This window comes from Streptomyces sp. NPDC037126 (assembly GCF_055605965.1).
Map to the genome: position 1 here is coordinate 118,646 of NZ_JBVJTD010000003.1, position 22,679 is coordinate 141,324.

The 22,679-nt window shown below is 72.2% G+C and carries 20 protein-coding genes; 8 read left to right on the forward strand and 12 right to left on the reverse strand.

Going from position 1 to position 22,679, the window contains the following annotated elements:
• Positions 1-210 precede the first annotated feature (210 nt).
• Both ACZ7FF_RS09180 and ACZ7FF_RS09185 read right to left on the reverse strand, forming a co-directional pair.
• Entirely contained in the window at positions 211-1,281 is a 1,071-nt protein-coding gene (locus ACZ7FF_RS09180; protein ID WP_470810751.1) for an aspartate-semialdehyde dehydrogenase, read from the reverse strand.
• Positions 1,278-2,549 (reverse strand): aspartate kinase, encoded by a 1,272-nt coding sequence (locus tag ACZ7FF_RS09185; protein WP_470810752.1) that lies wholly within the window; start codon positions 2,547-2,549, stop codon positions 1,278-1,280. Before ACZ7FF_RS09185 ends, ACZ7FF_RS09180 begins: the two co-directional genes overlap by 4 nt.
• Positions 2,550-2,758: 209 nt before the next feature.
• Between ACZ7FF_RS09185 and ACZ7FF_RS09190 the strand changes: the two genes are divergently transcribed.
• Complete coding sequence (locus tag ACZ7FF_RS09190; RefSeq protein ID WP_470810753.1) at positions 2,759-3,484, forward strand: sulfite exporter TauE/SafE family protein; 726 nt, start codon at positions 2,759-2,761, stop codon at positions 3,482-3,484.
• 19 nt (positions 3,485-3,503) lie between these two features.
• Here the strand turns inward: ACZ7FF_RS09190 and ACZ7FF_RS09195 are convergent, their stop codons facing one another.
• From ACZ7FF_RS09195 to ACZ7FF_RS09205, 3 genes are read right to left on the reverse strand one after another with little or no spacing between them, the layout of a single operon-like run.
• Positions 3,504-4,166: a DUF5063 domain-containing protein gene (locus ACZ7FF_RS09195; protein ID WP_470810754.1), complete on the reverse strand. Its 663-nt coding sequence runs from the start codon at positions 4,164-4,166 to the stop codon at positions 3,504-3,506.
• Complete coding sequence (recR, locus tag ACZ7FF_RS09200; protein ID WP_470810756.1) at positions 4,159-4,758, reverse strand: recombination mediator RecR; 600 nt, start codon at positions 4,756-4,758, stop codon at positions 4,159-4,161. Before recR ends, ACZ7FF_RS09195 begins: the two co-directional genes overlap by 8 nt.
• Before the next feature lie 51 nt (positions 4,759-4,809).
• A complete protein-coding gene (locus tag ACZ7FF_RS09205; protein ID WP_470810757.1) occupies positions 4,810-5,154 on the reverse strand; it encodes a YbaB/EbfC family nucleoid-associated protein in 345 nt (114 codons plus the stop codon).
• A gap of 236 nt (positions 5,155-5,390) precedes the next feature.
• Here ACZ7FF_RS09205 and ACZ7FF_RS09210 point away from each other — a divergent pair, with 236 nt between their 5' ends.
• The gene (locus tag ACZ7FF_RS09210) at positions 5,391-6,140 is read left to right on the forward strand and encodes an SLATT domain-containing protein (protein ID WP_470810758.1); all 750 of its coding nucleotides are present in this window, start codon (positions 5,391-5,393) and stop codon (positions 6,138-6,140) included.
• A 35-nt stretch (positions 6,141-6,175) separates the two neighbouring features.
• Here the strand turns inward: ACZ7FF_RS09210 and ACZ7FF_RS09215 are convergent, their stop codons facing one another.
• Positions 6,176-7,705 (reverse strand): substrate-binding domain-containing protein, encoded by a 1,530-nt coding sequence (locus ACZ7FF_RS09215; RefSeq protein WP_470810759.1) that lies wholly within the window; start codon positions 7,703-7,705, stop codon positions 6,176-6,178.
• Positions 7,706-7,846: 141 nt separating this feature from the next.
• Entirely contained in the window at positions 7,847-9,976 is a 2,130-nt protein-coding gene (locus ACZ7FF_RS09220) for a serine/threonine-protein kinase (RefSeq protein WP_470810760.1), read from the reverse strand.
• Positions 9,977-10,205: 229 nt separating this feature from the next.
• On the opposite strand from ACZ7FF_RS09220, the gene ACZ7FF_RS09225 reads away from it, so the two are divergent.
• The 3 genes from ACZ7FF_RS09225 to ACZ7FF_RS09235 all read left to right on the forward strand — a co-directional run bounded on the left by ACZ7FF_RS09225 (position 10,206) and on the right by ACZ7FF_RS09235 (position 13,154).
• Positions 10,206-11,561 (forward strand): aminotransferase class III-fold pyridoxal phosphate-dependent enzyme, encoded by a 1,356-nt coding sequence (locus ACZ7FF_RS09225; RefSeq protein ID WP_470810762.1) that lies wholly within the window; start codon positions 10,206-10,208, stop codon positions 11,559-11,561.
• 149 nt (positions 11,562-11,710) lie between these two features.
• Positions 11,711-12,406 carry a GntR family transcriptional regulator gene (locus ACZ7FF_RS09230; RefSeq protein ID WP_470810763.1) on the forward strand — a complete coding sequence of 232 codons (696 nt, stop codon included), beginning with the start codon at positions 11,711-11,713 and terminating at the stop codon, positions 12,404-12,406.
• A gap of 97 nt (positions 12,407-12,503) precedes the next feature.
• The gene (locus tag ACZ7FF_RS09235) at positions 12,504-13,154 is read left to right on the forward strand and encodes a hypothetical protein (RefSeq protein ID WP_470810764.1); all 651 of its coding nucleotides are present in this window, start codon (positions 12,504-12,506) and stop codon (positions 13,152-13,154) included.
• Positions 13,155-13,371: 217 nt separating this feature from the next.
• Here the strand turns inward: ACZ7FF_RS09235 and ACZ7FF_RS09240 are convergent, their stop codons facing one another.
• From ACZ7FF_RS09240 to ACZ7FF_RS09250, 3 genes are all read right to left on the reverse strand, one after another.
• On the reverse strand, positions 13,372-15,189 hold the full coding sequence (locus ACZ7FF_RS09240) for a bifunctional metallophosphatase/5'-nucleotidase (RefSeq protein ID WP_470810766.1): 1,818 nt from the start codon (positions 15,187-15,189) through the stop codon (positions 13,372-13,374).
• 254 nt (positions 15,190-15,443) lie between these two features.
• Positions 15,444-15,656 carry a hypothetical protein gene (locus ACZ7FF_RS09245; RefSeq protein WP_470810767.1) on the reverse strand — a complete coding sequence of 71 codons (213 nt, stop codon included), beginning with the start codon at positions 15,654-15,656 and terminating at the stop codon, positions 15,444-15,446.
• Between the two features lie 91 nt (positions 15,657-15,747).
• Positions 15,748-17,031, reverse strand: coding sequence for an adenylosuccinate synthase (locus ACZ7FF_RS09250; protein WP_470810768.1), 1,284 nt, complete (start codon positions 17,029-17,031; stop codon positions 15,748-15,750).
• A gap of 198 nt (positions 17,032-17,229) precedes the next feature.
• On the opposite strand from ACZ7FF_RS09250, the gene ACZ7FF_RS09255 reads away from it, so the two are divergent.
• Positions 17,230-18,069, forward strand: coding sequence for a diacylglycerol kinase family protein (locus ACZ7FF_RS09255; protein WP_470810769.1), 840 nt, complete (start codon positions 17,230-17,232; stop codon positions 18,067-18,069).
• Between the two features lie 222 nt (positions 18,070-18,291).
• Here ACZ7FF_RS09255 and ACZ7FF_RS09260 read toward each other — a convergent pair whose 3' ends face one another.
• Positions 18,292-18,792, reverse strand: coding sequence for a GbsR/MarR family transcriptional regulator (locus tag ACZ7FF_RS09260; RefSeq protein ID WP_470810771.1), 501 nt, complete (start codon positions 18,790-18,792; stop codon positions 18,292-18,294).
• Between the two features lie 73 nt (positions 18,793-18,865).
• Here ACZ7FF_RS09260 and ACZ7FF_RS09265 point away from each other — a divergent pair, with 73 nt between their 5' ends.
• A complete protein-coding gene (locus ACZ7FF_RS09265; RefSeq protein WP_470810773.1) occupies positions 18,866-19,777 on the forward strand; it encodes an ABC transporter ATP-binding protein in 912 nt (303 codons plus the stop codon).
• Positions 19,774-21,378: an ABC transporter permease gene (locus tag ACZ7FF_RS09270; RefSeq protein ID WP_470810775.1), complete on the forward strand. Its 1,605-nt coding sequence runs from the start codon at positions 19,774-19,776 to the stop codon at positions 21,376-21,378. Before ACZ7FF_RS09265 ends, ACZ7FF_RS09270 begins: the two co-directional genes overlap by 4 nt.
• 40 nt (positions 21,379-21,418) lie before the next feature.
• Here the strand turns inward: ACZ7FF_RS09270 and ACZ7FF_RS09275 are convergent, their stop codons facing one another.
• Positions 21,419-22,639 (reverse strand): cytochrome P450, encoded by a 1,221-nt coding sequence (locus ACZ7FF_RS09275; protein ID WP_470810776.1) that lies wholly within the window; start codon positions 22,637-22,639, stop codon positions 21,419-21,421.
• Between the last annotated feature and the right edge of the window lie 40 nt (positions 22,640-22,679).

Below are 22,679 nucleotides of genomic sequence, written 5' to 3' on the forward strand. Positions count from 1 at the left end.
CTCTTCCCCTATGTCCGGTATGGACGGGCGTGTCGACGCCCGGCCCGATCACGGCGCCCCCACGCCCCGAAGAGTGACCGCAAAGACGCTCCCCGCACTCCGCGCGGTTGCGGAGGGCGGGGAGGAAAATCCTCTGTTGCCCGGGGAAACGATTCAAGTGGTTTGGACCATGCTCCCGGCCACACTTCTTACCCGGATCCTACAAAGCGGCTACCCGAGGCCTTCGGGCCCGGTCCCCTCCTGCGCCACCAGCTCCGCGATCTGAGCGGTGTTCAGCGCGGCTCCCTTGCGCAGGTTGTCGCCGCACACGAACAGTTCCAGGGCGGTCGGGTCGTCCAGCGCCCGCCGCACCCGGCCCACCCAGGTGGGGTCGGTGCCCACGACGTCGGCCGGGGTGGGGAACTCGCCGGCGGCCGGGTCGTCGCAGAGCACCACGCCGGGCGCGGTGGCGAGGATCTCGCGGGCGCCGTCGACCGTGACCTCGCCCTGGAAGCGGGCGTGGACGGTCAGCGAGTGCGTGGTGATCACCGGTACCCGCACACAGGTCACGGCGACCGGCAGCCTGGGCAGCCCGAGGATCTTGCGGGACTCGTCGCGGACCTTCATCTCCTCCGACGACCAGCCGTCCTCCGCCAGCGACCCGGCCCACGGCACGACGTTCAGCGCGACCGGCTCCGGGAACGGCCCGGTGCTGTCCCCGACGGCCCGCCGCACGTCACCGGGGGCGGTCCCCAGCTCGGTCCCGGCGACCAGCGACAGCTGGGCCCTGAGCGTCTCCACACCGGCCTGCCCGGCCCCGCTCACCGCCTGGTACGACGACACCACCAGCTCGCGCAGGCCGAACTCGGCGTGCAGCGCGCCCAGGGCGACGATCATGGTCAGGGTGGTGCAGTTGGGGTTGGCGATGATCCCGCGCGGGCGGTTGCGCACCGCGTGGGCGTTGACCTCGGGCACCACGAGGGGCACGTCCGGGTCCATCCGGAACGCGCCCGAGTTGTCGACGACCACCGCGCCACGGGCGGCGGCGACCGGCGCCCACTGGGCGGCGACCGCGTCCGGGACGTCGAACATGGCGATGTCGACCCCGTCGAAGGCCTCCTCCGACAGGGCCACCACCTCGACCTCCTCGCCGCGCACGGCCAGCTTGCGGCCGGCCGAGCGCGGGGAGGCGATCAGACGGATCTCGCCCCAGACGTCCGCGCGCTGGGACAGGATCTGGAGCATGACCGCACCGACGGCTCCGGTCGCTCCCACGACCGCGAGCGTCGGCTTCGCGGTCATCGGCCGGTGCCTCCGTAGACCACGGCCTCGTCCGTGTCGGAGTCCAGCCCGAAGGCGGTGTGCACGGCGCGGACGGCCTCCGGCACGTCGTCCTTGCGGGTGACGACCGAGATGCGGATCTCGGAGGTGGAGATCAGCTCGATGTTCACGCCCGCGTCGGACAGCGCCTCGAAGAAGGAGGCGGTGACGCCCGGGTTGGTCTTCATGCCCGCGCCGACCAGGGAGATCTTGCCGATCTGGTCGTCGTAGCGCAGCGAGTCGAAGCCGATGCCGGAGCGGCCTCGCTCCAGTGCGTCGATCGCCTTGCGGCCCTCGGTCTTCGGCAGCGTGAAGGAGATGTCCGTCAGGCCCGTGGAGGCGGCGGACACGTTCTGCACGACCATGTCGATGTTGATCTCGGCGTCGGCGATGGCGCGGAAGATCGCGGCGGCCTCGCCCGGCTTGTCCGGGACGCCGACGACCGTGATCTTGGCCTCGGAGGTGTCGTGCGCGACACCGGAGATGATGGCCTGCTCCACCTTCTGGTCCCCAATCGGCTCACTGCTGACCCACGTGCCCTGCAGTCCGCTGAAGCTGGACCGGACGTGGATCGGGATGTTGTAGCGGCGGGCGTACTCCACACAGCGGTGGAGCAGCACCTTGGAGCCGGAGGCCGCGAGCTCCAGCATGTCCTCGAAGGAGATCCAGTCGATCTTCTTCGCCTTCTTCACCACGCGCGGATCGGCGGTGAACACGCCGTCGACGTCGGTGTAGATCTCGCAGACCTCGGCGTCGAGGGCGGCGGCGAGGGCCACGGCCGTCGTGTCGGACCCACCGCGGCCGAGCGTGGTGATGTCCTTCTTGTCCTGGCTGACGCCCTGGAAGCCGGCGACGATGGCGATGTTGCCCCGGTCGAGCGACTCCCGGATCCGGCCCGGCGTGACGTCGATGATCCGGGCTTTGTTGTGGACCGAGTCGGTGATCACACCTGCCTGGCTGCCGGTGAAGGACTGGGCCTCGTGGCCCAGGTTTTTGATCGCCATGGCCAGCAGGGCCATGGAGATCCGCTCCCCGGCGGTCAGCAGCATGTCGAATTCCCGCCCGGCAGGCATCGGAGAAACCTGCTCGGCGAGATCGATCAGCTCGTCCGTCGTGTCGCCCATCGCGGAAACGACGACGACAACCTGGTTGCCGTTCTTCTTCGCTTCCACGATCCGCTTGGCGACGCGCTTGATGCCCTCGGCATCGGCTACGGAGGAGCCTCCGTACTTCTGCACGACAAGGCCCACGTGCGCTCCTCGCTCGGTTCGTTTGTGTCGGCTCAGTCTATCGAGCGTCCGAATTCCACCATCGCGCTCCCGCATGGTGAGACATCGGCCGCTCGCTTCCGGAAGGGCTCTTGCCCACCACACGGGCGACCACGCGGAAAGTGCCCCGGGTCACAGAGACCCCGGTTGAATCGGCATTCAAACGTTCCGACGGCCAGGGGGGCCTGTCCATGACCGACACACTGCTCGCGGCGATCGTGCTGCTCGGTGCCTGCGTCCAGTGGCTGACCGGAATGGGGTTCGCCCTGGTCTGCGTGCCGGCGCTGGTGCTGCTGCTGGGCCCCGCCGACGGGGTGGTGCTCGCCAACTGCGCGGCCGGGGCGATCAGCGTCGTGGGCCTGGCGGGCGGCTGGCGGCGGGTGCGGCCCGCGGCGATGGTCCCGCTGTGCCTGGCCGCGGCCTGCACGGTACCGGCGGGCGCCTGGCTGACCCGCCATCTCCCGCACCCCGTACTGCTGTTGGTGATGGGCGGCCTGGTGACGGCGGCCGTCCTGCTCGTCATGCGCGGCGCCCGGGTGCCGGCCCTGCGCGGCGGCCGGGGCGCGGTGACCGCCGGGGCGCTGGGCGGCTTCATGAACGCGGCGGCGGGCGTGGGCGGCCCGCCGGTGTCCCTCTACGCCCTCAACGCGGGCTGGACGGTACGGGAGTTCGTGCCCAACGCCCAGTTCTACGGCGTGGTCGTCAACGCGTTCTCCCTCGCGGCGAACGGGCTGCCCCGGCTGGCCCCGCCCCAGTGGGCCCTGGCCGCCTCGGCGATGACCGCGGGCGCCCTCGCCGGCCACGCGGTCGCCGCCCGCATACCCGAGCACCGGGCCCGGCACCTGGTCCTCGTCCTGGCCCTGGCGGGCGGCGCCACGGCGATGACCAAGGGCCTGTGGGGGCTGTGGCCCGGCTGAGGCCGGCCGGGCCCGAAGGCTACCGGCCCTGCTGGATCCCCAGGGGGCCGCCGATCTCCTCCGCCATCACGCGGCCCGCCTCGAACTCCAGGGTCTCGTCGCCCATGGCGGGCTGGTCGGTGTCGAGACCGTCGAGCTCCTCGAGGGGCTGGTTGAGGCGGACGTGGATGAGGACCGACTGCAGGGCGCGCAGGACCGCGGACGCCGTGGGACCCCAGTTGGAGAAGTAGGAGAACTGCCACCACCACAGGGCCTCCGTGGTGCGGCCCGCACGGTAGTGCACCATGCCGTGGCGCAGGTCGGTGATGATGTCGGCCAGGTCGTCGGAGATACGGGCCGGCACGGGGGCGCGGCGCGGCTCGTAGGGGTCGAAGACCTCGGAGTAGACGTCGATGGGGTCCAGCAGACGCGCGAAGTTCTCGCGGATCGCGTCCACGTCCGCCTCGGGCCCCGGGTCGGGCTCGTAACGCTCCTCCGGAACGATGTCCTCGTGGGCGCCCAGACGGCCGCCGGCCAGCAGGAGCTGGGAGACCTCCAGGAGCAGGAAGGGGACCGCCGATTCGGGTTCGTCGCCCTTCGCCACCTCTGTGACGGCCACCAGGAAGCTCTCCACCTGGTCCGCGATCTGGACCACGAAGTCGTCCGGGTTCTGCGTCGTGTCGTGCAGCGTGGCGTCAGACATCTAGGAGTCGTCTCCCCTCGAAGGCGCGGCCGAGGGTGACCTCGTCCGCGTATTCCAGGTCGCCACCCACCGGGAGGCCGCTGGCCAGGCGGGTGACCTTCAGGCCCATGGGCTTGATCATGCGCGCGAGGTACGTGGCCGTCGCCTCGCCCTCGAGATTCGGATCGGTGGCCAGGATCAGCTCCGTGACCGTCCCGTCGGCCAACCGCGCGAGAAGTTCCCGTATACGCAGGTCGTCGGGTCCCACACCCTCGATCGGGCTGATCGCGCCGCCGAGCACGTGGTAGCGGCCGCGGAACTCGCGGGTGCGCTCGATCGCGACGACGTCCTTCGGCTCCTCCACGACACAGATGACCGTGGGGTCGCGGCGCGGATCGCGGCAGATGTTGCACAGCTCCTCCTGTGCCACGTTGCCGCAGGTCGCGCAGAAACGGACCTTCGCCTTGACCTCCAGGAGCGCGTGCGCGAGCCGTTTCACGTCCGTCGGCTCCGCCTGCAGGATGTGGAAGGCGATCCGCTGCGCGCTCTTGGGACCGACGCCGGGCAGCCGCCCCAGCTCGTCGATGAGGTCCTGGACCACGCCTTCGTACAACGGACTGCCCTTCCTGGAGACCTTTCGGTACGTACGCTAGTTGGCCCGGACTCAGAACGGCAGACCGGGGATGCCCGTGCCGCCGCCGAGACCCTGGGCCAGCGGTCCGAGCTTCTGCTGCTGGAGCGCCTGCGCGTTCTCGTTGGCCGCCTGCACGGCCGCCACGATCAGGTCGGCGAGGGTCTCGGTGTCGTCCGGGTCCACCGCCTTGGGGTCGATCTGCAGGCCGCGCAGCTCACCGGCGCCGGTCACGGTGGCCTTCACCAGGCCGCCGCCCGCCTGTCCCTCGACCTCCGTGTTCGCCAGTTCCTCCTGCGCCCGCTGCAGGTCCTGCTGCATCTGCTGGGCCTGCTGGAGCAACTGCTGCATGTTGGGCTGGCCACCACCGGGGATCACGATCAGCTCCTCTACGTTCTTCTCCTTGGCACGAGCCTACGTGGTCCGCGCGACCATCACACCGCCACTCTTTCGAGTGAGAAAGGTGCCAGTCCTATACCTGATCAAGGCGCCCTTCCGGGCGGAAAAGAGAGGAAAGCTACGTCCGGGCCACCCATTGGGCGGTAGGAAGGGTGCCGCGCGTCGGCATGGAATGTCACGCAACGTGACCGGTCGTGATCAGTAGGGAGTGCCGGGTGGGTCAGCCGGAGATGCAGCCCGAGGGTCCGCCTCAGGACGGGCGGGGCGAGGGTGCGGCCGGACTGCGGCCGGGTGATCTGACCGGTCGTGCCTTCCCGCTCGGGGACTGGGGGGAACCCGCCGAGCGGCTCGACGAGCTGTACCGGTGGGTCGAGCAGGGCGCGCTGCGGACGGCCGACTGGTACCTGCGGGACCGGGTGTGGAAGCGGCGCGGGGCCCGGGTGCTGCGGTCCGGGGCGGCGGCGGGCGCGGTTGCCGGGGCCGCGCTGCCCCTGCTGGACCTGACCGGGGCGGCCGCCGGGGTGGCGCCCTGGGGGTGCCTGGCGCTGCTGCTCGCGGTCTCCTGCGTGGGCGTCGACCGGTTCTTCGGGGTGACGTCCGGCTGGATGCGCGACGTGGCCACCGCGCAGGCGGTGCACCGGCGGCTGCAGGCACTTCAGTTCGACTGGGCCTCGGAGAGCGTCCGCGAGGTGCTGGGCCCGGCGGAGGGCACCGCGAGCGAGGCCGCCGACCGGTGCCTGGGCGTGCTGCGGCGCTTCTCGGAGGACGTGACGGAGCTCGTGCGCACCGAGACCACCGACTGGATGGTGGAGTTCCGCACCGGCGCGGCACCGCTCGGCATCCAGGCGGCGGTGGCGTACGTGCCGCGGCAGGAGTCGGGGGGCCCGGGCGGCCGTTTCCCGCTGCCGCCGGCGAACGGGACCCGCCCGAACATGCCCCGGCAGCGGCCGCCGGAGCCCCGGTGACCCGCCGGGCGGTTCCCCGGTAGCCCGCCAGGCGGCTACGCGCAGAGCTTCATCCCCTCCGGGGTCCAGCACGGCACGTGCCCGTGGGTGCGGATGACGTCCTGGCCGTTGCCCCGCGACAGATACGTCAGGAAGCTGGAGACCAGGGAGTCCGCGGGGGGCCGGCCGTAGGTGTAGGCGTACTCGATCTCGCGGTAGGGATAGCGGCTGTGCCCGTGCTCGATCGCGTCCACCGAGGGCGCGTCCCCGTCCAGGCCCAGCACGCGCAGCCCCTTCGCACCGGTCGCCAGGTTCAGCTCGCTGTAGCCGATCGCGCCGGGCAGCTGGGCCACCTCGGCCAGCACCTGGTCGGTGGAGTCGAGTTCGCAGCGGGTCACCGGCGCCGAGGGGTAGTCCTTGTGGACGCAGTCGACGGAGGAGTTGGCCGTCTCGCCCCGCCCCAGCACCCGCCGCTGGAAGACCTGCCGGGTCCCGGAGTTGGCGTCCCGGCTGACCAGGTGGACGGGGAGCGGACGGCCGCCCAGCTGGGCCCAGTCGGTGATCTGCCCCTGGTACAGCCGGCGCACGTCGGCGGTCGACAGGTTCCGCACGCCCACGTCGTCGTTGACCACCAGCGCGAAGACGGACAGCGCGACCCGGTTCTCGCGCAGCTCGGGCATGCCGCCGGGCTTGGGCCCGTCGGAGAGGGCGACGACCGGCGGTGAGCCCTTGGCCTTCCAGGCGGCGCCGTCGGCGGCCAGCTCCCGTGTCCCCGCGGTGGATCCGTGGGCGTCGACGGTGATGACGGCCCCCTTGCAGTCCTCCTGGTACTTCTTCGCCACCTCCCGCACGACCGGCTCGAACGCGGTCGACCCGGTCACGGTCAGCCGCCCCTTCTCGCAGCCGATCGGCGGCGGGCTGCCGTCGCGGGCGACGACGATCGCGGCCAGGGTCACCACGCACACGGTGAGCATGATGGTGATGGACCGGGAGGCCCGGCTGAACAGGGGCGGCTTGTCGTCCGGCGTGGCGCTGCGGTTGGGATGGACCTCGCCCTCCCGGATCCCGCCGATCAGCCGAATCCCGTGGCCCACGTCCCCGCCCGAGAGCAGCACCAGCAGCTTGAAGTGGTCGCCCTTGTTGAGCGGGACACGCGGGATGTGCAGGGTGTTGTCCGCATAGCCGAAGCCGCGCTCGGCGGTGAAGTGGTCCATCAGGTGGTCGGTGCCGCTCGGCTGGGTCACCGAGACCCCGCGGACGGTCCGGCCGGTGAACACCGCGGTCAGGCCGTGCCGTTCGGGGCCGGTGTAGTCGTCGCGGTCGATGCCCTGTGAGCCGTCGTTCTCGACGCGCAGCAGGACGAGCGTGGCGTCCGACATGCCCGGCACCTCGTCGAAGAGCCCCAGGCGCCGGTTGGCCCGCCCCGACCGCACGTCGTCACCGATCGGGTTGTCCATCTGCACGCGGTAGCCGACCCGCTTGCGCCGCGGCACCCGGCGCTCGTACCAGACCATGCCCGCGGACGCGGCGATGCCCAGCAGCGCCGTACCGACGGCGACGACGTTCTCCGCGCTCAGCCACTCCATGTGGGTGCCCCCGCCACTCCCCGGAGCCGGATGGAGGAGTCACGGTACGCGCCGGAAAGGGGACGAACGGGACGCGTCCACGGAAGTTCGCCGGACGTTCAACCACCCCGTGGGGCACGGGAGTCGGCCGCCGCCACCCCGTCACTGCTTGCTGTACGTCAGGCTCTCCCCGCCGCCCTGCTGGGTCCGCTTCAGCCGGCCGCCCGAGAGCAGGGAGACCTCGGTGGCCTCGCCGGGGGAGCAGGAGGAGGCCGGGGCGCCGGAGGTGACGGTGGACGGGCCGATCTCCAGCGGGCCGGGGCCGGGGGCCTGGGTGAGCTTGGCCGTGAAGACGCAGTGGTACGTCCCGCCGTCGTCGGTGGGCCCGTCCGCGACCAGCGTCAGCACGCTGTCCCCCACCTCGCCCTGCCGGATGGTCAGTTGGCGGGTTCCGGTCCCGCCGGTGCTGTCGATCGTCGTGGCCCAGGTCCCCAGGTACGCCTCCGGGACCGCCCCGTCGGAGGGGGTGGCGGCGGAGGCGGAGGGGGACGCCCCGGACGGGGCCGGGGTGGGCGCCGCGGAGCTCTCGGGCGGTGCGGGGGTGGCCGTCGGCGCGGGGCTGACCGTGCCACCGCCCTTGCCGTCGCCGTCGCCCTGGTTCATCAGCGCGTACACCGACCCGCCCGCGCCCAGCGCGACGACCAGCGCGATCACGACGAGCAGCGCGGTCGAACGGCCGTTGCGCCGCTCCGGCTCCGGCGGCACGCCGACCGGGACGGGCCCGTAGGGAGGAGTGGAGCCGAGGCCGCCGCCGTAGGGGCCCCCGGCGTAGGACTGGTACGGCTGCGGCGGGTACCCGTAGGCCGCGGCGGGCTGGGGGTGCTGCTGGGCCTGCTGCGGCGGGTACCCGTACGACCCCTGCGCCGCCCCGAACCCCGGGGGCAGCCCGGACGACGGGGTCCGCCCCGACACGACGGTCGGCTGGTACCCGTCCGCGGACCCCCCGTCAGCCACCCCCGGCACGGTCCCGTCGGAAACGGGGGCATGCTCGGGAGACCCCGCACTCCCGGGCCCGCCACCGGCACCGGCACCGGCAGCACCGAAGCCGTCAGACGCCCCGCCGAATCCCCCACCCGCCGGGGCCGCTCCCGCTTCACCGGAGCCACCCGCAGCCGCCGACGGTGCTCCCGCCCCACCGGGGCCACCCGCACCCGACGACGATGGCCGCACGGGTGGTGCGGGTGGGAACCCGGACCCGGCCGCAGGCCGGGTGCCCCCCGACGCACCGGCACCGGACGACGCACCGGACGACGCCCCCGCCCCGGAGGACGTCGTCCCCTCCGGGTCCTCCACCTCCAGCAGGCCCACCGCGTGCCGCCCCAGCTGGGCGACCAGCGAACCCGGGAGCCAGGGGTCGCGGGACCGGCCCCCGGTCACCGTGTCCTCCGCGCCGGTCCGTTCGAGGACGGCGTCCAGCGAGGGCCGGGCCCCGGGATCCTTGCGCAGGCAGTCCCGGACCAGGTCGGCGATCCCCTCCGGCACCCCCTCCAGGTCCGGCTCCTCCTGTGCGATGCGGAACATCAGCGCGTGCACACCGCTGTTGGAACTGCCGAACGGCAGCGCCCCGGTCGCCGCGTACGCCAGCACGGACCCGAGGCAGAACACGTCGCACGCCGGCGTGATGCGGTCACCCCGCACCTGCTCCGGCGCCATGAACCCGGGCGAGCCGACCAGCGAACCGGTCCGGGTCAGCCCCTCCCCGCCCACGGCGGTCGTCTCCAGCGCCCGGGCGATCCCGAAGTCGATCACCCGGGGGCCGTCGATGGTCACCAGCACGTTCGACGGTTTCAGGTCCCGGTGCACGATCCCGGCCGCGTGGATGTCCTTCAGCGCGTGCGCGAGCCCGGCCGCGAGGATCCGTACGGACCGCTCGGGCAGTGCGCCGTGGTCATGGCCCACCACCTGCTGCAGGCTCGGCCCGGCCACGTACCCCGTGGCCAGCCAGGGCACCTCGGCCTCGGTGTCCGCGTCCAGCACCGGCGCGGTCCAGTACCCGCCGACCCGCCGCGCGGCCTGCACCTCCTGCCGGAACCGCGCCCGGAACTCCTCCTGCTCGGCGAGCTCCTCGCGGACCACCTTCACGGCGACGGTACGGCCCCGGTCGGACCGGGCCAGGTACACGTGCCCCATGCCGCCCGCACCGAGCCGCGCCAGCAGCCGGTAGCCCCCGATGCTTCCCCGCGCCTCGCCCGGGGGCGCCCCCTGCGGGTCCCCCGGTCCCAGCTTCTCCATGGCCGCCCCGCCTTCCCCCCGGACATGTGCAACAGACCGAGAATAGTGCGGTCGTACAAGGTGCCGGGCGGGGCTGTCTCTACGGTTCCGTAACAGGCTCGCCCGGCCTCGGAAGCGGCCCGCGGGGGCCTGCGGGCACCTCCTGTCGACAACCTGTCGCTAAAACCCCCCGCCCACGGAACAGGACGCCGATACCCCGTCCGCATGCCGGACATTTACGCTCGCCCGCATGACCCCTCAGCCCAACCCCGGAGCCGGCGCCGCAGTGAAGGCCGCGGACCGTGCGCACGTCTTCCACTCCTGGTCCGCCCAGGACCTCATCGACCCGCTCGCCGTCGCCGGCGCCGAGGGGTCGTACTTCTGGGACTACGACGGCACGCGGTACCTGGACTTCACCAGCGGGCTCGTCTTCACCAACATCGGCTACCAGCACCCCAAGGTCGTCGCGGCCATCCAGGAGCAGGCGGCGACGATGACGACGTTCGCGCCCGCCTTCGCCGTCGAGGCCCGTTCGGAGGCGGCCCGGCTGATCGCCGAGCGCACCCCCGGCGACCTGGACAAGATCTTCTTCACCAACGGCGGCGCCGACGCCGTCGAGCACGCGGTGCGCATGGCCCGGCTGCACACGGGCCGCCCCAAGGTGCTCTCCGCCTACCGCTCGTACCACGGCGGCACCCAGCAGGCCGTGAACATCACCGGCGACCCGCGCCGCTGGGCCAGCGACAGCGGCACCAGCGGTGTCGTCCACTTCTGGGCGCCGTACCCGTACCGCTCCCGCTTCTACGCCGAGACGGAGGAGCAGGAGACCGCGCGGGCCCTGGAGCACCTGGAGACGACGATCGCCTTCGAGGGCCCGAGCACGATCGCCGCGATCATCCTGGAGACCATCCCCGGCACGGCCGGGATCATGGTCCCGCCGCCCGGCTATCTGGCCGGGGTGCGCGAGCTGTGCGACAAGTACGGCATCGTCTTCGTCCTGGACGAGGTCATGGCCGGCTTCGGCCGCACCGGCGAGTGGTTCGCGGCCGACCTGTTCGGCGTCGTACCGGACCTGATGACCTTCGCCAAGGGGGTGAACTCCGGCTACGTGCCGCTCGGCGGTGTGGCCATATCGCCGCGGATCGCGGAGACCTTCGGCAAGCGTCCCTACCCCGGCGGGCTCACCTACTCCGGGCACCCGCTGGCCTGCGCCGCCGCCGTCGCCACGATCAACGTGATGGCGGAGGAGGGCGTGGTCGACAACGCCCGCCGGCTCGGCGAGACGGTGCTCGCGCCGGGCCTCGCCGCCCTGGCCGACCGGCACCCGAGCGTCGGCGAGGTCCGCGGCGTCGGCATGTTCTGGGCGCTGGAGCTGGTGCGGAACCGGGAGACCCGCGAGCCGCTGGTGCCGTACAACGCGGCGGGCGAGGCGAACGCCCCGATGGCCGCGTTCGCGGCCGCCGCGAAGAAGCACGGCCTGTGGCCCTTCGTGAACATGAACCGCACCCACGTCGTGCCGCCCTGCAACACGACCGAGGCCGAGCTCAAGGAGGGTCTGGCCGCGCTCGACGCCGCGCTGGGCGTCGCCGACGAGTACACGGTGTGACACCGTGTGACCCCAGGCGTGGGCATCACGGACCGTGACCGGTCCAAGGCTGCCGCCGGGCCGATCCGAACGCGTAAGGTGACGTGCTCGTAAGACTTAGCGAGTACGTACGAGTACGTCACCCGGACGCGTGAGGAGAGGCCCGGACCATGCCCGCCAACGGCGCCGTGACGCGCAGCACCCTGCGCCAGCAGATCGCGGACGCCCTCCGTGACGAGGTGCTGGCGGGGCGGCTGCGGCCGGGCCGGGCGTTCACCGTCAAGGAGATCGCCGAGCAGTACGGCGTCTCGGCCACCCCCGTCCGCGAGGCGCTGGTCGACCTGTCCGCGCAGGGCATCCTGGAGGCCGACCAGCACCGCGGCTTCCGGGTGCCCGAGTACTCCCTCGCCGACTACCGGAACATGATCGAGGCCCGGGGCCTGGTCACCGACGGCATGTTCCGGGCACTCACCACCGGCCACCCCGCCTTCCGGTCACCGCCGGACGACCCCCGCACGGCGGCGGTCCTGGCGACGGTGCGGCGCCGCGGCGAGGAGGCCCAGCGGGCCGCCGCCGCGGGCGACCTCACCATCCTCATCGGCTACGACCTGCGCTTCTGGCGCGAGCTGAGCGTGCTGTTCGGCAACCCCTACCTCGCCGACTTCCTGCACCGGCTGCGCGTGCAGTCCTGGGTCTGCGCGGTGCAGCACCTGCTTCGCCTCCCCGACCTGCGCGGCCGTCTCTGGGCCGGGCACACGGAGCTGGTGGACGCGCTGGCCCGCCGCGAGGCCGAGACCGCCCGCCGGATCGTCGCCGCGGCCAACGCCCATTCCCTGGCGCTGCTCGAAGGACTGGCCGGTAGCTGAGCGGACGAGAGGGTATGGGACCCGCACCGCACCGACTACCCTTCCCTGACCACCTGCTGCCGTGCGGGTACGCACGCGCCGATGCGAGGAGCCCTCTTTGGCCTGTGACCTGTGGCTGGTACCGCTCGTCGACGTGTTGTGCCACACCCCGGACAACCCCTTCGCCGACGAACTCGCGCTCTACAACAACGCGCTGGCCGCGGCCGGGCTCCCACCGGTACCGGTGTACCAGTACATGCCGGGCCTGACCGGCGAGGTCGCCCCCGTGGCCGGCTTCGACTACGACGCCCTGCACTTTCTGCGCCGGGCGTATCTGCTCCAGCTGTGCGGGCTGCCGGTGACCCCGGTGGACGAACTGGGCGGCGACTACGAGCAACTGCTGGAGATGTTCGAGTCCACGGCCCAGCAGTCGCACCTGGTCTGGCACTACGACCACGCGGGTGCGTACGTGCCGGTCGACTTCCCCGAGCCGCTGTCCAACGACGAACTCCTCGCGGGCGGCGGCCCCTTGGGGTCCTCGCAGACGCTGCTGCGGGAGCTGCAGTCCGTGGCCCCGGCGATCGGGATCGATCCTGCCAACCCCCCGGCGGCGCCCGCCCCGCCGTCGGCCCCCACGGAGCTGGAGGAGCCGGCCGTCCCCGCCCCCTACGACCCCAGCCCCTTCGCCCGCGAACGCCACGTGTGGCTGGGCCTCCACGCGGCGGCGACACGGTCCCTCGCCCAGGGCTCGATGATCGTGTTCAGCTGAGTGCCGGGCAGGCGGGGCACCGGCAGCCCGTCGCACCCGCGGTGCGGCCCGTGCGCCCGTGTCCGGACGCACGGGCCGCACCGCGGTGCCACGTGCACGGCCCCTCCGGACCCCGGCGGGGTCAGCCCTGGGGCAGGGGCCGGCCGAGCTGTGCGAACAGGCCGAGGCGGGCGCCCTCACCCAGCGGCTCGTCCACCTCGTGTCACGGACGCCCGGCTCAGAAGACCGGCGTGCCGTTCTGCGTCAGCTTCCAGTTGGTGTCCGCGAAGTCGGCCGGGTCGAGGCTCTTCTTCGCCGTCACGTAGTCGATCATCAGCTGGCGGATCTCGTTGGTCGAGCTGTAGGCGATGTCCGCCGCGGCGATGTGCGGGTAGCCCGAACCACCGTTGGCACGGTAGTTGTTGACGGCCACGACGAAGACCTGGTCGGCGGCGACCGGGGCGCCGTTGTAGCTCAGGTTCTTGATCCGGGACCCCTCCGGCTGGGCGATGTCGATCTCGTAGTCGACGCCCGCCGCCGTGTCGTACATGTAGTCCCAGAAGCTGTTGGCGTTGGTGAGGGTCGCGGTGTCGACCTTCGTGCCCGCGGGGACCTGGTGGTAGTACTTCGCCGCGTACTCCAGGTAGTCCTTCAGCTGGGCACCCGTCAGCTTCTTGCCGTAGAGGGTGTTGTCGTAGATGTACAGGCCGGCGATGTCCTTGATGGTGACGTTGCCCTGGGGGATGTCCGCCGTGCGGCTGAAGGGCGCGGCCACGGAGATCAGCGGGAGCGCCGCGTCCGCCGCCGACAGGCCCGCCTTCACCGTCTCCGTCTGGACCTTGTGGATGAAGTCCATGATCGGGACGTCCTTCCAGCAGGAGTCCGCCGCCGAGAGGTCCGCCGTGCAGGTGCCCACGGGCGTGTTCACGTACTTCACGACCAGCTCGTGGTCGGCCTGCAGGAGCTTCTTGATCTCCGGGTCCTCGTCCACCGTGTTGGGGTTGAGGGTCTGGGCCTTCTTGCTCGTCACCTTCCACTGGCCGTGGTGGAGTTCGAGCTCGAAGTCGAAGACGCTCAGCCGGTAGCCCCAGCAGTACGGCTCGGAGAGCAGGACGTCCTCGCCGGTCTGCTCGTTCTTCACGGCGTACGACGGCACCTCGACGTGGGTGTGGCCCACCAGGATGGCGTCGATGCCGGGCACCTGCTCCGCGACCAGGTTCGAGGCGTTCTCCACGTAGGGGAGCTCGTCGCCGTAGGAGGACGAGCCGTCCAGGCCGGAGTGGTCGGTCAGGAACACCACGTCACAGCCCAGCGCGCGCAGCCGCGGCACGTACTTCCTGGCCTGCTCGACGAGGCCCGGGAAGACCATCTTGCCGCTGACGTTGTCCTTGTCCCACAGCGCGATGCCGGGGTTGGTGAGGCCGAGGATGCCGACCTTGATGTCGGGGGCGCCGGGGACGCGGATGCGCTTCACCGTGTACGGGTGGAAGGCGGGGCGCAGGGTCTTGGCGTCCAGGGCGTTCGCGCCGAGCAGCGGGAAGCGGCACTGGCTCTCGAACTTGCGCAGGACCTCGATGCCGTAGTTGAACTCGTGGTTGCCGAGCGCGGCGGCGTCGTAGCGCATGTGGTTCATGGCGACGGCCATCGGGTGCTTGGGGCCGGGCTTGCCGTTCGTGCCGGTGATCGGCTCGACGCGGGCGAAGTAGTAGGCCAGGGAGGTGCCCTGGATGATGTCGCCGGCGTCCACGAGGAGGACGTGGTCCTCGCCCTTGGCCTCGCGCTGCTGCTTGATGAGGGTGGCGACCCGCGCCACGCCCACGGAGTTGCCCGCCTTGTCGCTGTAGGCGGCGTCCAGGTAGTAGTCCCAGTCGAAGACGTGACTGTGCAGGTCGGTCGTGCCCAGGATGGAGAACGACCAGGTGCGCGGCTTGTGGCCGTGCTTCTGCTCGGCCGCCTGCGCGGGGGTCGCCGCGACGGTTCCGGCGGCGGCGACGGCCGCTCCGGTGACAGCCGACTTCTTCACGAACTCCCGGCGGTTCATGGGACTGTGAGGCATTCAGGGCTCCTGGGAGGACTGGAGTGCGAAGGGGGTGCGACGGTGCCGTGGGGAGGCTACCCGCGTAGATGGTTCTCGTCCACGCATCAACCGGGAACCAGGAGATGACCATGTCCGGGTCAAGGATGAGTCAGTACCGGGGAGTTCATGGACGGCGGGTGAACGTCAGGGGGCACCGGTGAACAGAGGGGAACGCCCGACTCGCCTCCCGCGCCGGGGAGTTCGGGAGCCTTCCGCGTCCGGCGCCGCCGGTGTCAGACGCGGCCGATGAGCTTGATCTCCGGCGGCCACAGCACCCCGCTCGCCACCAGCAGGGAGGGCCCGAGATGGATCGGGCACACCCGCAGCGGCGGCTTGTTGTGCCGGGCGACCTCGAAGACGGCGGGGTCGGAGCAGTCCGTGCCGTCGGCCCGGCCGCCCTCACCGCCGTACGGTCCCCGGCACAGTGCGTTCCGGTGGACGCTCATGGCTCCATTGTCCACCGGGCCCGGGACGGAGGAGCGCCCGCCGATCGCGCCCGGAGGCGGATCGGCGGGCGCTCCCACCAGCGGGTGTCGCCTAGAGGAACGAGTTGATCTCGATCGTCTCGTCCCGGCCCGGGCCCACGCCGATCGCGGAGATCGGGGCGCCGGACATCTCCTCCAGCGCCTTCACGTAGTTCTGGGCGTTCTTCGGCAGGTCGGAGAAGGACTTCGCCTTGGTGATGTCCTCGGACCAGCCCGGCAGCGTCTCGTAGACCGGCTTCGCGTGGTGGAAGTCGGACTGCGAGTACGGCAGCTCCTCGACCCGCTTGCCGTCGATCTCGTACGCCACGCAGACCGGGATCTGCTCCCAGCCGGTGAGCACGTCCAGCTTGGTGAGGAAGAAGTCGGTCAGGCCGTTCACGCGGGTCGCGTAGCGGGCGATCACGGCGTCGAACCAGCCGCAGCGGCGGTCACGGCCGGTGGTGACACCCCGCTCGCCGCCGATGCGGCGCAGCGCCTCGCCGTCCTCGTCGAACAGCTCGGTCGGGAAGGGGCCGGCGCCGACGCGGGTCGTGTACGCCTTCAGGATGCCGATGACCCGGCTGATCTTCGTCGGGCCCACACCGGCGCCGGTGCAGGCACCGCCGGCGGTCGGGTTGCTGGACGTCACGAAGGGGTACGTGCCGTGGTCGATGTCCAGGAGCGTGCCCTGGCCGCCCTCGAAGAGGACGACCTTGTCCTGCTCCAGGGCCTGGTTGAGGATCAGGACCGTGTCGGCGACGTACGGCCGGATCTGCTCGGCGTAGCCCAGCAGCTCCTCGACCACCTGCTCCGCGGCGATGGCCCGCCGGTTGTAGAGCTTGGTGAGGATCTGGTTCTTGACGTCGAGGGCCGCCTCGACCTTCTGCTCCAGGATCGACTCGTCGTACAGGTCCTGGACCCGGATGCCCACGCGGTTGATCTTGTCTGCGTAGGTGGGGCCGATGCCGCGACCGGTCGTGCCGATCTTCCGCTTTCCGAGGAAGCGTTCCGTCACCTTGTCCACCGTGACGTTGTACGGCGTGATGACGTGTGCGTTGCCGCTGATCAGGAGCTTGGACGTGTCCACGCCGCGCTCGTTCAGACCGCTCAGCTCGGAGAGCAGGACCGACGGGTCGACGACGACACCGTTACCGATGACCGGCGTACAACCGGGAGAGAGGATTCCGGAAGGGAGGAGGTGGAGTGCATACTTCTGGTCGCCGACGACGACCGTGTGGCCGGCGTTGTTGCCGCCCTGGTATCGCACCACATAGTCCACCGAGCCACCGAGCAGGTCGGTGGCCTTCCCCTTGCCTTCGTCACCCCACTGAGCACCGAGCAGCACAAGTGCGGGCACGCGCGTACACCCCTTCCGGGCGGGGCATGTCCAAGGTCAGGAGCGTGGGCGTAAGGTTCACCGCCGCGTGCCCACCGCGACCGTCGTTGGCCGCACAACCGTCGGACCGGATGCCCCGGAATAGACGAAGCCCCTGGCGCAATAGCGCAAGGGGCTCTTGCACAAAGATGCTACCCGAGGAAGCGAGGCAGGACCGAGGTGGCGACTTTCGCGACGTCCGATCAGCTGCTGGTGATCATCGATCCGGCGGCACGGCAGACGGACGGAGAGTCCGTACGCATCGTGAAAGACGTGCTCAGCGCGGGTGCGGCGGCCAAGGTCTGCCTCCCGGACGGGCCGGAGGAATTCGCCCGGGCCCTGGGCCGGCGGGGGTCCCGGCGGCCGGTGGTGGTGGGCGACGACCGCGCCCTGGTGCGTGCCGTGACCCTGCTGCACCGCCGGCGCGAGCTGACCGGATGCGCGCTGTCGGTGGTGCCGGTGGGCGGCTCGCTCGCCCTGGCGGCCTCCCTGGGGGTGCCGACGGGCGCGGTGGCGGCCGCGCGGGCGGTCCTGGACGGGGCCGAGCGGTGCCTGGACCTCCTCGTCGACGACAGCGACGGCCTGGTGCTGGGCGCGCTGGGCATCCCTCCGGCGCCGCCCCGGGCGGCCGCCCCGGCACGGATGCCCGTCGCCGCGGGCCGCACCTGGTACCGCTCGCTGGTCCGCACCCTGGCCCCGCGCCCGCCCCGGCTCGCGGCGGTGCCCTCACCCGGGCCCGCGCGGCTGCGCGTGGAGGTCGACGGCGAGACGGTGGTGGATCTGGGCCAGCCCGTGGAGGCGGTGTCGGTGACACCGGGCACGGGCGGGGTGGCCGAGGTGGAGGTACGTCCGCTGTCGGTGGGCGCGGAGGCGACGCCCCTGCGCGTCTCGGGCCACACGGTGACGGTCACGGGCGCGGACTTCCGCTACCGGGCGGACGCGGCCGTCTCGGGCCCGGTGCGCCGCCGGACCTGGCGGGTGGCGGAGGCGGCCTGGCGCCTCACACTGCCCCCGGCGTGACGTCGGAGGTCCGGCGACACCCGCGCGACCGCGCCGGCCCTTTGCCCGGCACCGTGGCCGGTGCCCCCAGGCGCGGCGGAGCCGTGCAGCTCGGCGGCAGCGAGGCCGGTGCCCCGGTCGCGGCGGCGGCGCGGTTCAGCTCCGTGGCAGCGAGGCCGGTCTCGGCGGCACGGTTCAGCTCAGCGGCACCGTGACTGGTGCTCCCGGTCGCGGCGGAGCCGTTCAGCGGCCGTACTTCTGCTCCCGGTAGGCCCGCCAGCGCTCCATCATCGCGGCCACGTCCTGCTCGACGAACTCGAAGAAGTCCAGCGTCTGGGCCAGCCTGCGGCCCGCCGGGGTGTCCGGGCCCAGGCTGGTCACGCCCTCGCGCAGGGCCTCCTCCCAGCGCTTGATGATCGCCTCGCGGCTGGTGAGGGCCTCGTACCACTGGTCGCTGTGCACCCGGTACCGCTCCCGGCGCGAGCCGGGCTCCCGCTCCCGCGAGACCAGGTGGACCTGGGCGAGGTAGCGCACCGCGCCGGAGACGGCCGCGGGACTGATCCGCAGCCGGTCGCCCAGCTCGGCCGAGGTCAGGGTGCCGGTGTCGGAGGCCAGCAGCGCGGCGAAGACCCGGGCCGGCATGCGCGGCACGCCCGCCTCGACCAGCTGGGCCGCGAAGCGCTCCACGAACTGCGAGACCGACTCCGGGTCCCGCTCCACCGCTCCCGTGCTCGACTCCGTCATGCCGCCACCCTATCGGGGATTCATGCCCTTCCTTAACTTCACAAATTTCTGAAGCGAGCGTACGTTCTGAAGCATGACGAAGGCAATCACGGCCGCCGGACTCCACAAGTCCTTCGGCCGTACCCACGCGCTGGACGGCCTGGACCTGGCCGTCGAGGCCGGTGAGGTGCACGGCTTCCTCGGCCCCAACGGCGCCGGCAAGTCCACCGCCATCCGGGTGCTGCTCGGGCTGCTGCGTGCCGACGCGGGCGCCGCGCAGGTGCTGGGACGCGACCCGTGGCGCGACGCCGTGGAGGTCCACCGGCGGATCGCCTACGTGCCCGGCGACGTGACCCTGTGGCGCAACCTCTCCGGCGGCGAGGTCATCGACCTCTACGGCCGTCTGCGCGGAGGCCTCGACGGCCGGCGCCGCGCCGAACTGGTCGAGCGCTTCGAACTCGACCCGACCAAGAAGGGCCGCACCTACTCCAAGGGCAACCGGCAGAAGGTCGCCCTGGTCGCCGCCTTCGCCTCCGACGTGGACCTGCTGATCCTGGACGAACCGACCTCGGGCCTGGACCCGCTGATGGAGGAGGTCTTCCGGCGCTGCGTCGAGCAGGAGCGCGAACGCGGCCGCACGGTCCTGCTCTCCTCCCACATCCTCAGCGAGGTGGAGCAGCTCTGCGACCGGGTCAGCATCATCCGCAAGGGGCGGACCGTGGAGACGGGGTCCCTGGCCGAACTGCGCCATCTGACCCGGACCAGCGTGAGCGCCGAACTCGCTGCCCCGCCCGACGGACTGGCCGGTCTGCCCGGCGTGCACGACCTCGACGTGCACGGCCTCCGGGTCCGGCTCCAGGTCGACACCGACAAGCTCGACGGCGTCCTGCGCGCGCTCGGCGCCTGTGGCGTCCGGACGCTGACCTCGACCCCGCCGACGCTGGAGGAGCTGTTCCTGAGGCACTACGCGAACGACACCGCGGACACCGGCGAGGTGCCGGTATGACCGCGCCCGCCCTCCGCGAACGGACCGGCGGCTCCCGCCCCTTCGCGGGCACCGGCACCCTGGTGCGCTTCGCGCTGCGCCGCGACCGGGCCATGCTCCCGCTGTGGATCGCGGTGATCGCGCTGATGGTCCTCTCCATGCCGGGCGCGCTGCAGAGCGTGTACGGCACCCCGGCCGCCCGTGCCGACCTGATGCGGCAGATGGCGACGAACACCTCCCTGCGCGCCATGGTCGGACCCGTCTTCGCCGACTCGCTCGGCGCGCTCACCGCCTGGCGCGTCGGCGTCTACGCGGGCGCGCTCGCCGCGGTGATGAGCCTGCTGGTCGTCATCCGGCACACCCGGGACGAGGAGGAGAGCGGGCGTCAGGAACTGGTGTCGTCCGGCATGGTCGGCCGGCGCGCCCCGCTGACGGCCGCCCTGCTGACGGCCGCGGCCGCGAACGCCGTGCTGGCGCTGCTGATCGCGGTGGGTCTGGCCGGGCAGGGCGGCGCTGGCGCGCCGGCCTTCGGGCTCGGGGTCGGCGGCGTCGGGATGGTCTTCGCCACCATGGCGGCGATCGTCGCCCAGCTGACGGAGAGCGCGCGGCTGGCCCGCGGACTGACGGCTGCGGTCCTGGGCGCGGCCTTCGTGCTGCGCGCGGCGGGTGACTCGGCGTCCGCCGACGGCTCCTCGGTGCTGACCTGGCTGTCGCCGATCGGCTGGCTGGAGAACGTCCGCGCGTTCGCGGCCGAACGCTGGTGGCTGCTGCCGCTGTTCGCGGTGGCCGCACTCGTCCAGGGCGCGGTCGCCTACGAGCTGGCCGGCCGACGGGACGTCGGTATGAGCTTCCTGCCCACCCGCCCGGGACCGGCCGCGGGCCGTCTGGGCACGGCGGGCGCCCTGGCCTGGCGGCTGCAGCGGGGCAGCCTGCTGGGCTGGAGCGCCGGGTTCCTCGTGGCGGGCGTGGTGTACGGCGGCGTCGCCACGGGGGCGGCCGATCTGGTGAAGGGCAACAGACAGGCCCAGGAGATCTTCCGGCGGATGGGCGGCCAGTCGGGCCTCACCGACGCGCTCCTGGCCGCGCTGATCGGCATGCTGGCCCTGGTCGCCGCCCTGTACATCGTGCAGTCGGTGCTGCGTCTGAACGGCGAGGAGACCTCCGGCCGGGCCGAACCGGTCCTCGCCTGCGCGGTCGGCCGGCTCCGCTGGGCCGCTGGTCATCTGGTGATCGCGTTCGGCGGCGCGGCCCTGATCATGCTCCTCGCCGGCCTGGGCTTCGCCGCCGGCTACGGCAGCGACGCCGGACCGATCCTGGGCGCCTGCCTGGTCCAGCTCCCGGCGGTCTGGACCGTCGGCGGCGTCGCCGTCCTCCTCTACGGCGCCCTGCCGCGTGGCGCGACGGCCGCGTGGGGCGTCGCGGGCGCCGTCCTGCTCGTCGGCTGGGTCGGCCCCGCCCTGAACGCGCCCCGGGCGCTGCTGGACCTCTCCCCCTTCGCCCACCTGCCGAAGCTGCCGGGCGGCGCGATGGACTGGACCCCCGTGCTCGCCCTCACGGCGCTGGCGGTGCTGCTGGTGGCGGCCGGTCTGGCGGCGCTGCGGCGCCGGGACATGACCGGCTGACGGCACCGGCCGGCCGGGGTGGTGCACCGCGGCCGGCCGGTCAGCCCACGGTCACCGGCAGCCCCCGCAGCCCCCTGATCACGAAGTTGGACCCCCGCTCCGGCTCTGCCGCCAGGGCCAGCGCCGGGGCCCGCTCCAGCAGGGCCCGCATCGAGGCGGCCAGTTCCATACGGGCCAGGGGCGCGCCGATGCAGTAGTGGATGCCCGCGCTGAAGGAGATGTGGGGGTTGTCGCCGCGGGTGAGGTCCAGGCGGTCGGGGTCGGTGAAGACCGCCGGGTCCCGGTTGGCGGAACCGAAGAGCATCGCGATCTCCGAGCCCCGCGGGATCGTCGTGCCGTCGATCTCGATGTCGTCCAGGACCCAGCGCTCGAAGAGCTGGAGCGGGGTGTCGTAGCGCATCAGCTCCTCGATCGCGGACGGGATCAGGGAGTGGTCGGCGCGCAGGGCGGCCAGCTGGCCGGGGTTGCGGAACAGCGCCCACCAGCCGTTCACCGTCGCGTTGACGGTCGCCTCGTGGCCCGCGTTGAGGAGCAGGACCGCCATGGAGATCATCTCCTGCTCGGTCAGCCGGTCGTCCTCCTCGTGCGTGGCGATCAGCGCCGAGATCAGGTCCTCTCCCGGCTCCTTGCGGCGGGCCGCGATCAGCTCGCGCAGATAGTCCGAGAACTCCACCGAGGCCCGCACCGCCCTGGCCGCCGTCTCCTGCGACGGGTTCAGCTCGTACATCCCGCAGATGTCCGCCGACCAGGGCCGCAGCAGACCCCGGTCCGCCTCCGGGACGCCCAGCATCTCCGCGATCACCGCCACCGGCAGCGGCTCCGCCACATCGGTCAGCAGATCGCCGCCGCCCGCCCGGACGAGGCCTCCCACCAGCTCGTCCGCCAGACCGTGCACATACGGCTTCAGCCGCTCCACCGTGCGCGGGGTGAACGCCTTCGACACCAGGCGCCGGATCCGGGTGTGGTCCGGCGGCTCCAGGTCGAGCATCCCGTGGTCGTTGAGCGTGTGGAACGGCTCGTGCTCCGGCGGGGGCGCGGTCCGGCCGAACTCCTCGTGCGAGAACCGGTGCAGGTACGTGCGGCCGAGCCGGCGGTCACGCAGCAGCGCGGAGACGTCCGCGTGGTGCGGGACCAGCCACTGGTCGGTCGGTTCGTACCGGATCACCCTGCCCCGCGCCCGCAGCTCGGCGTAGGCCGGGTACGGGTCCGCGACGAACGCCGGGTCCCAGGGGTCGAAAACGATCTCCGAAGCAGCTGCCATGGACGGACGTTAGCCCCCGGCATCCCCTGCTGACCAGGGC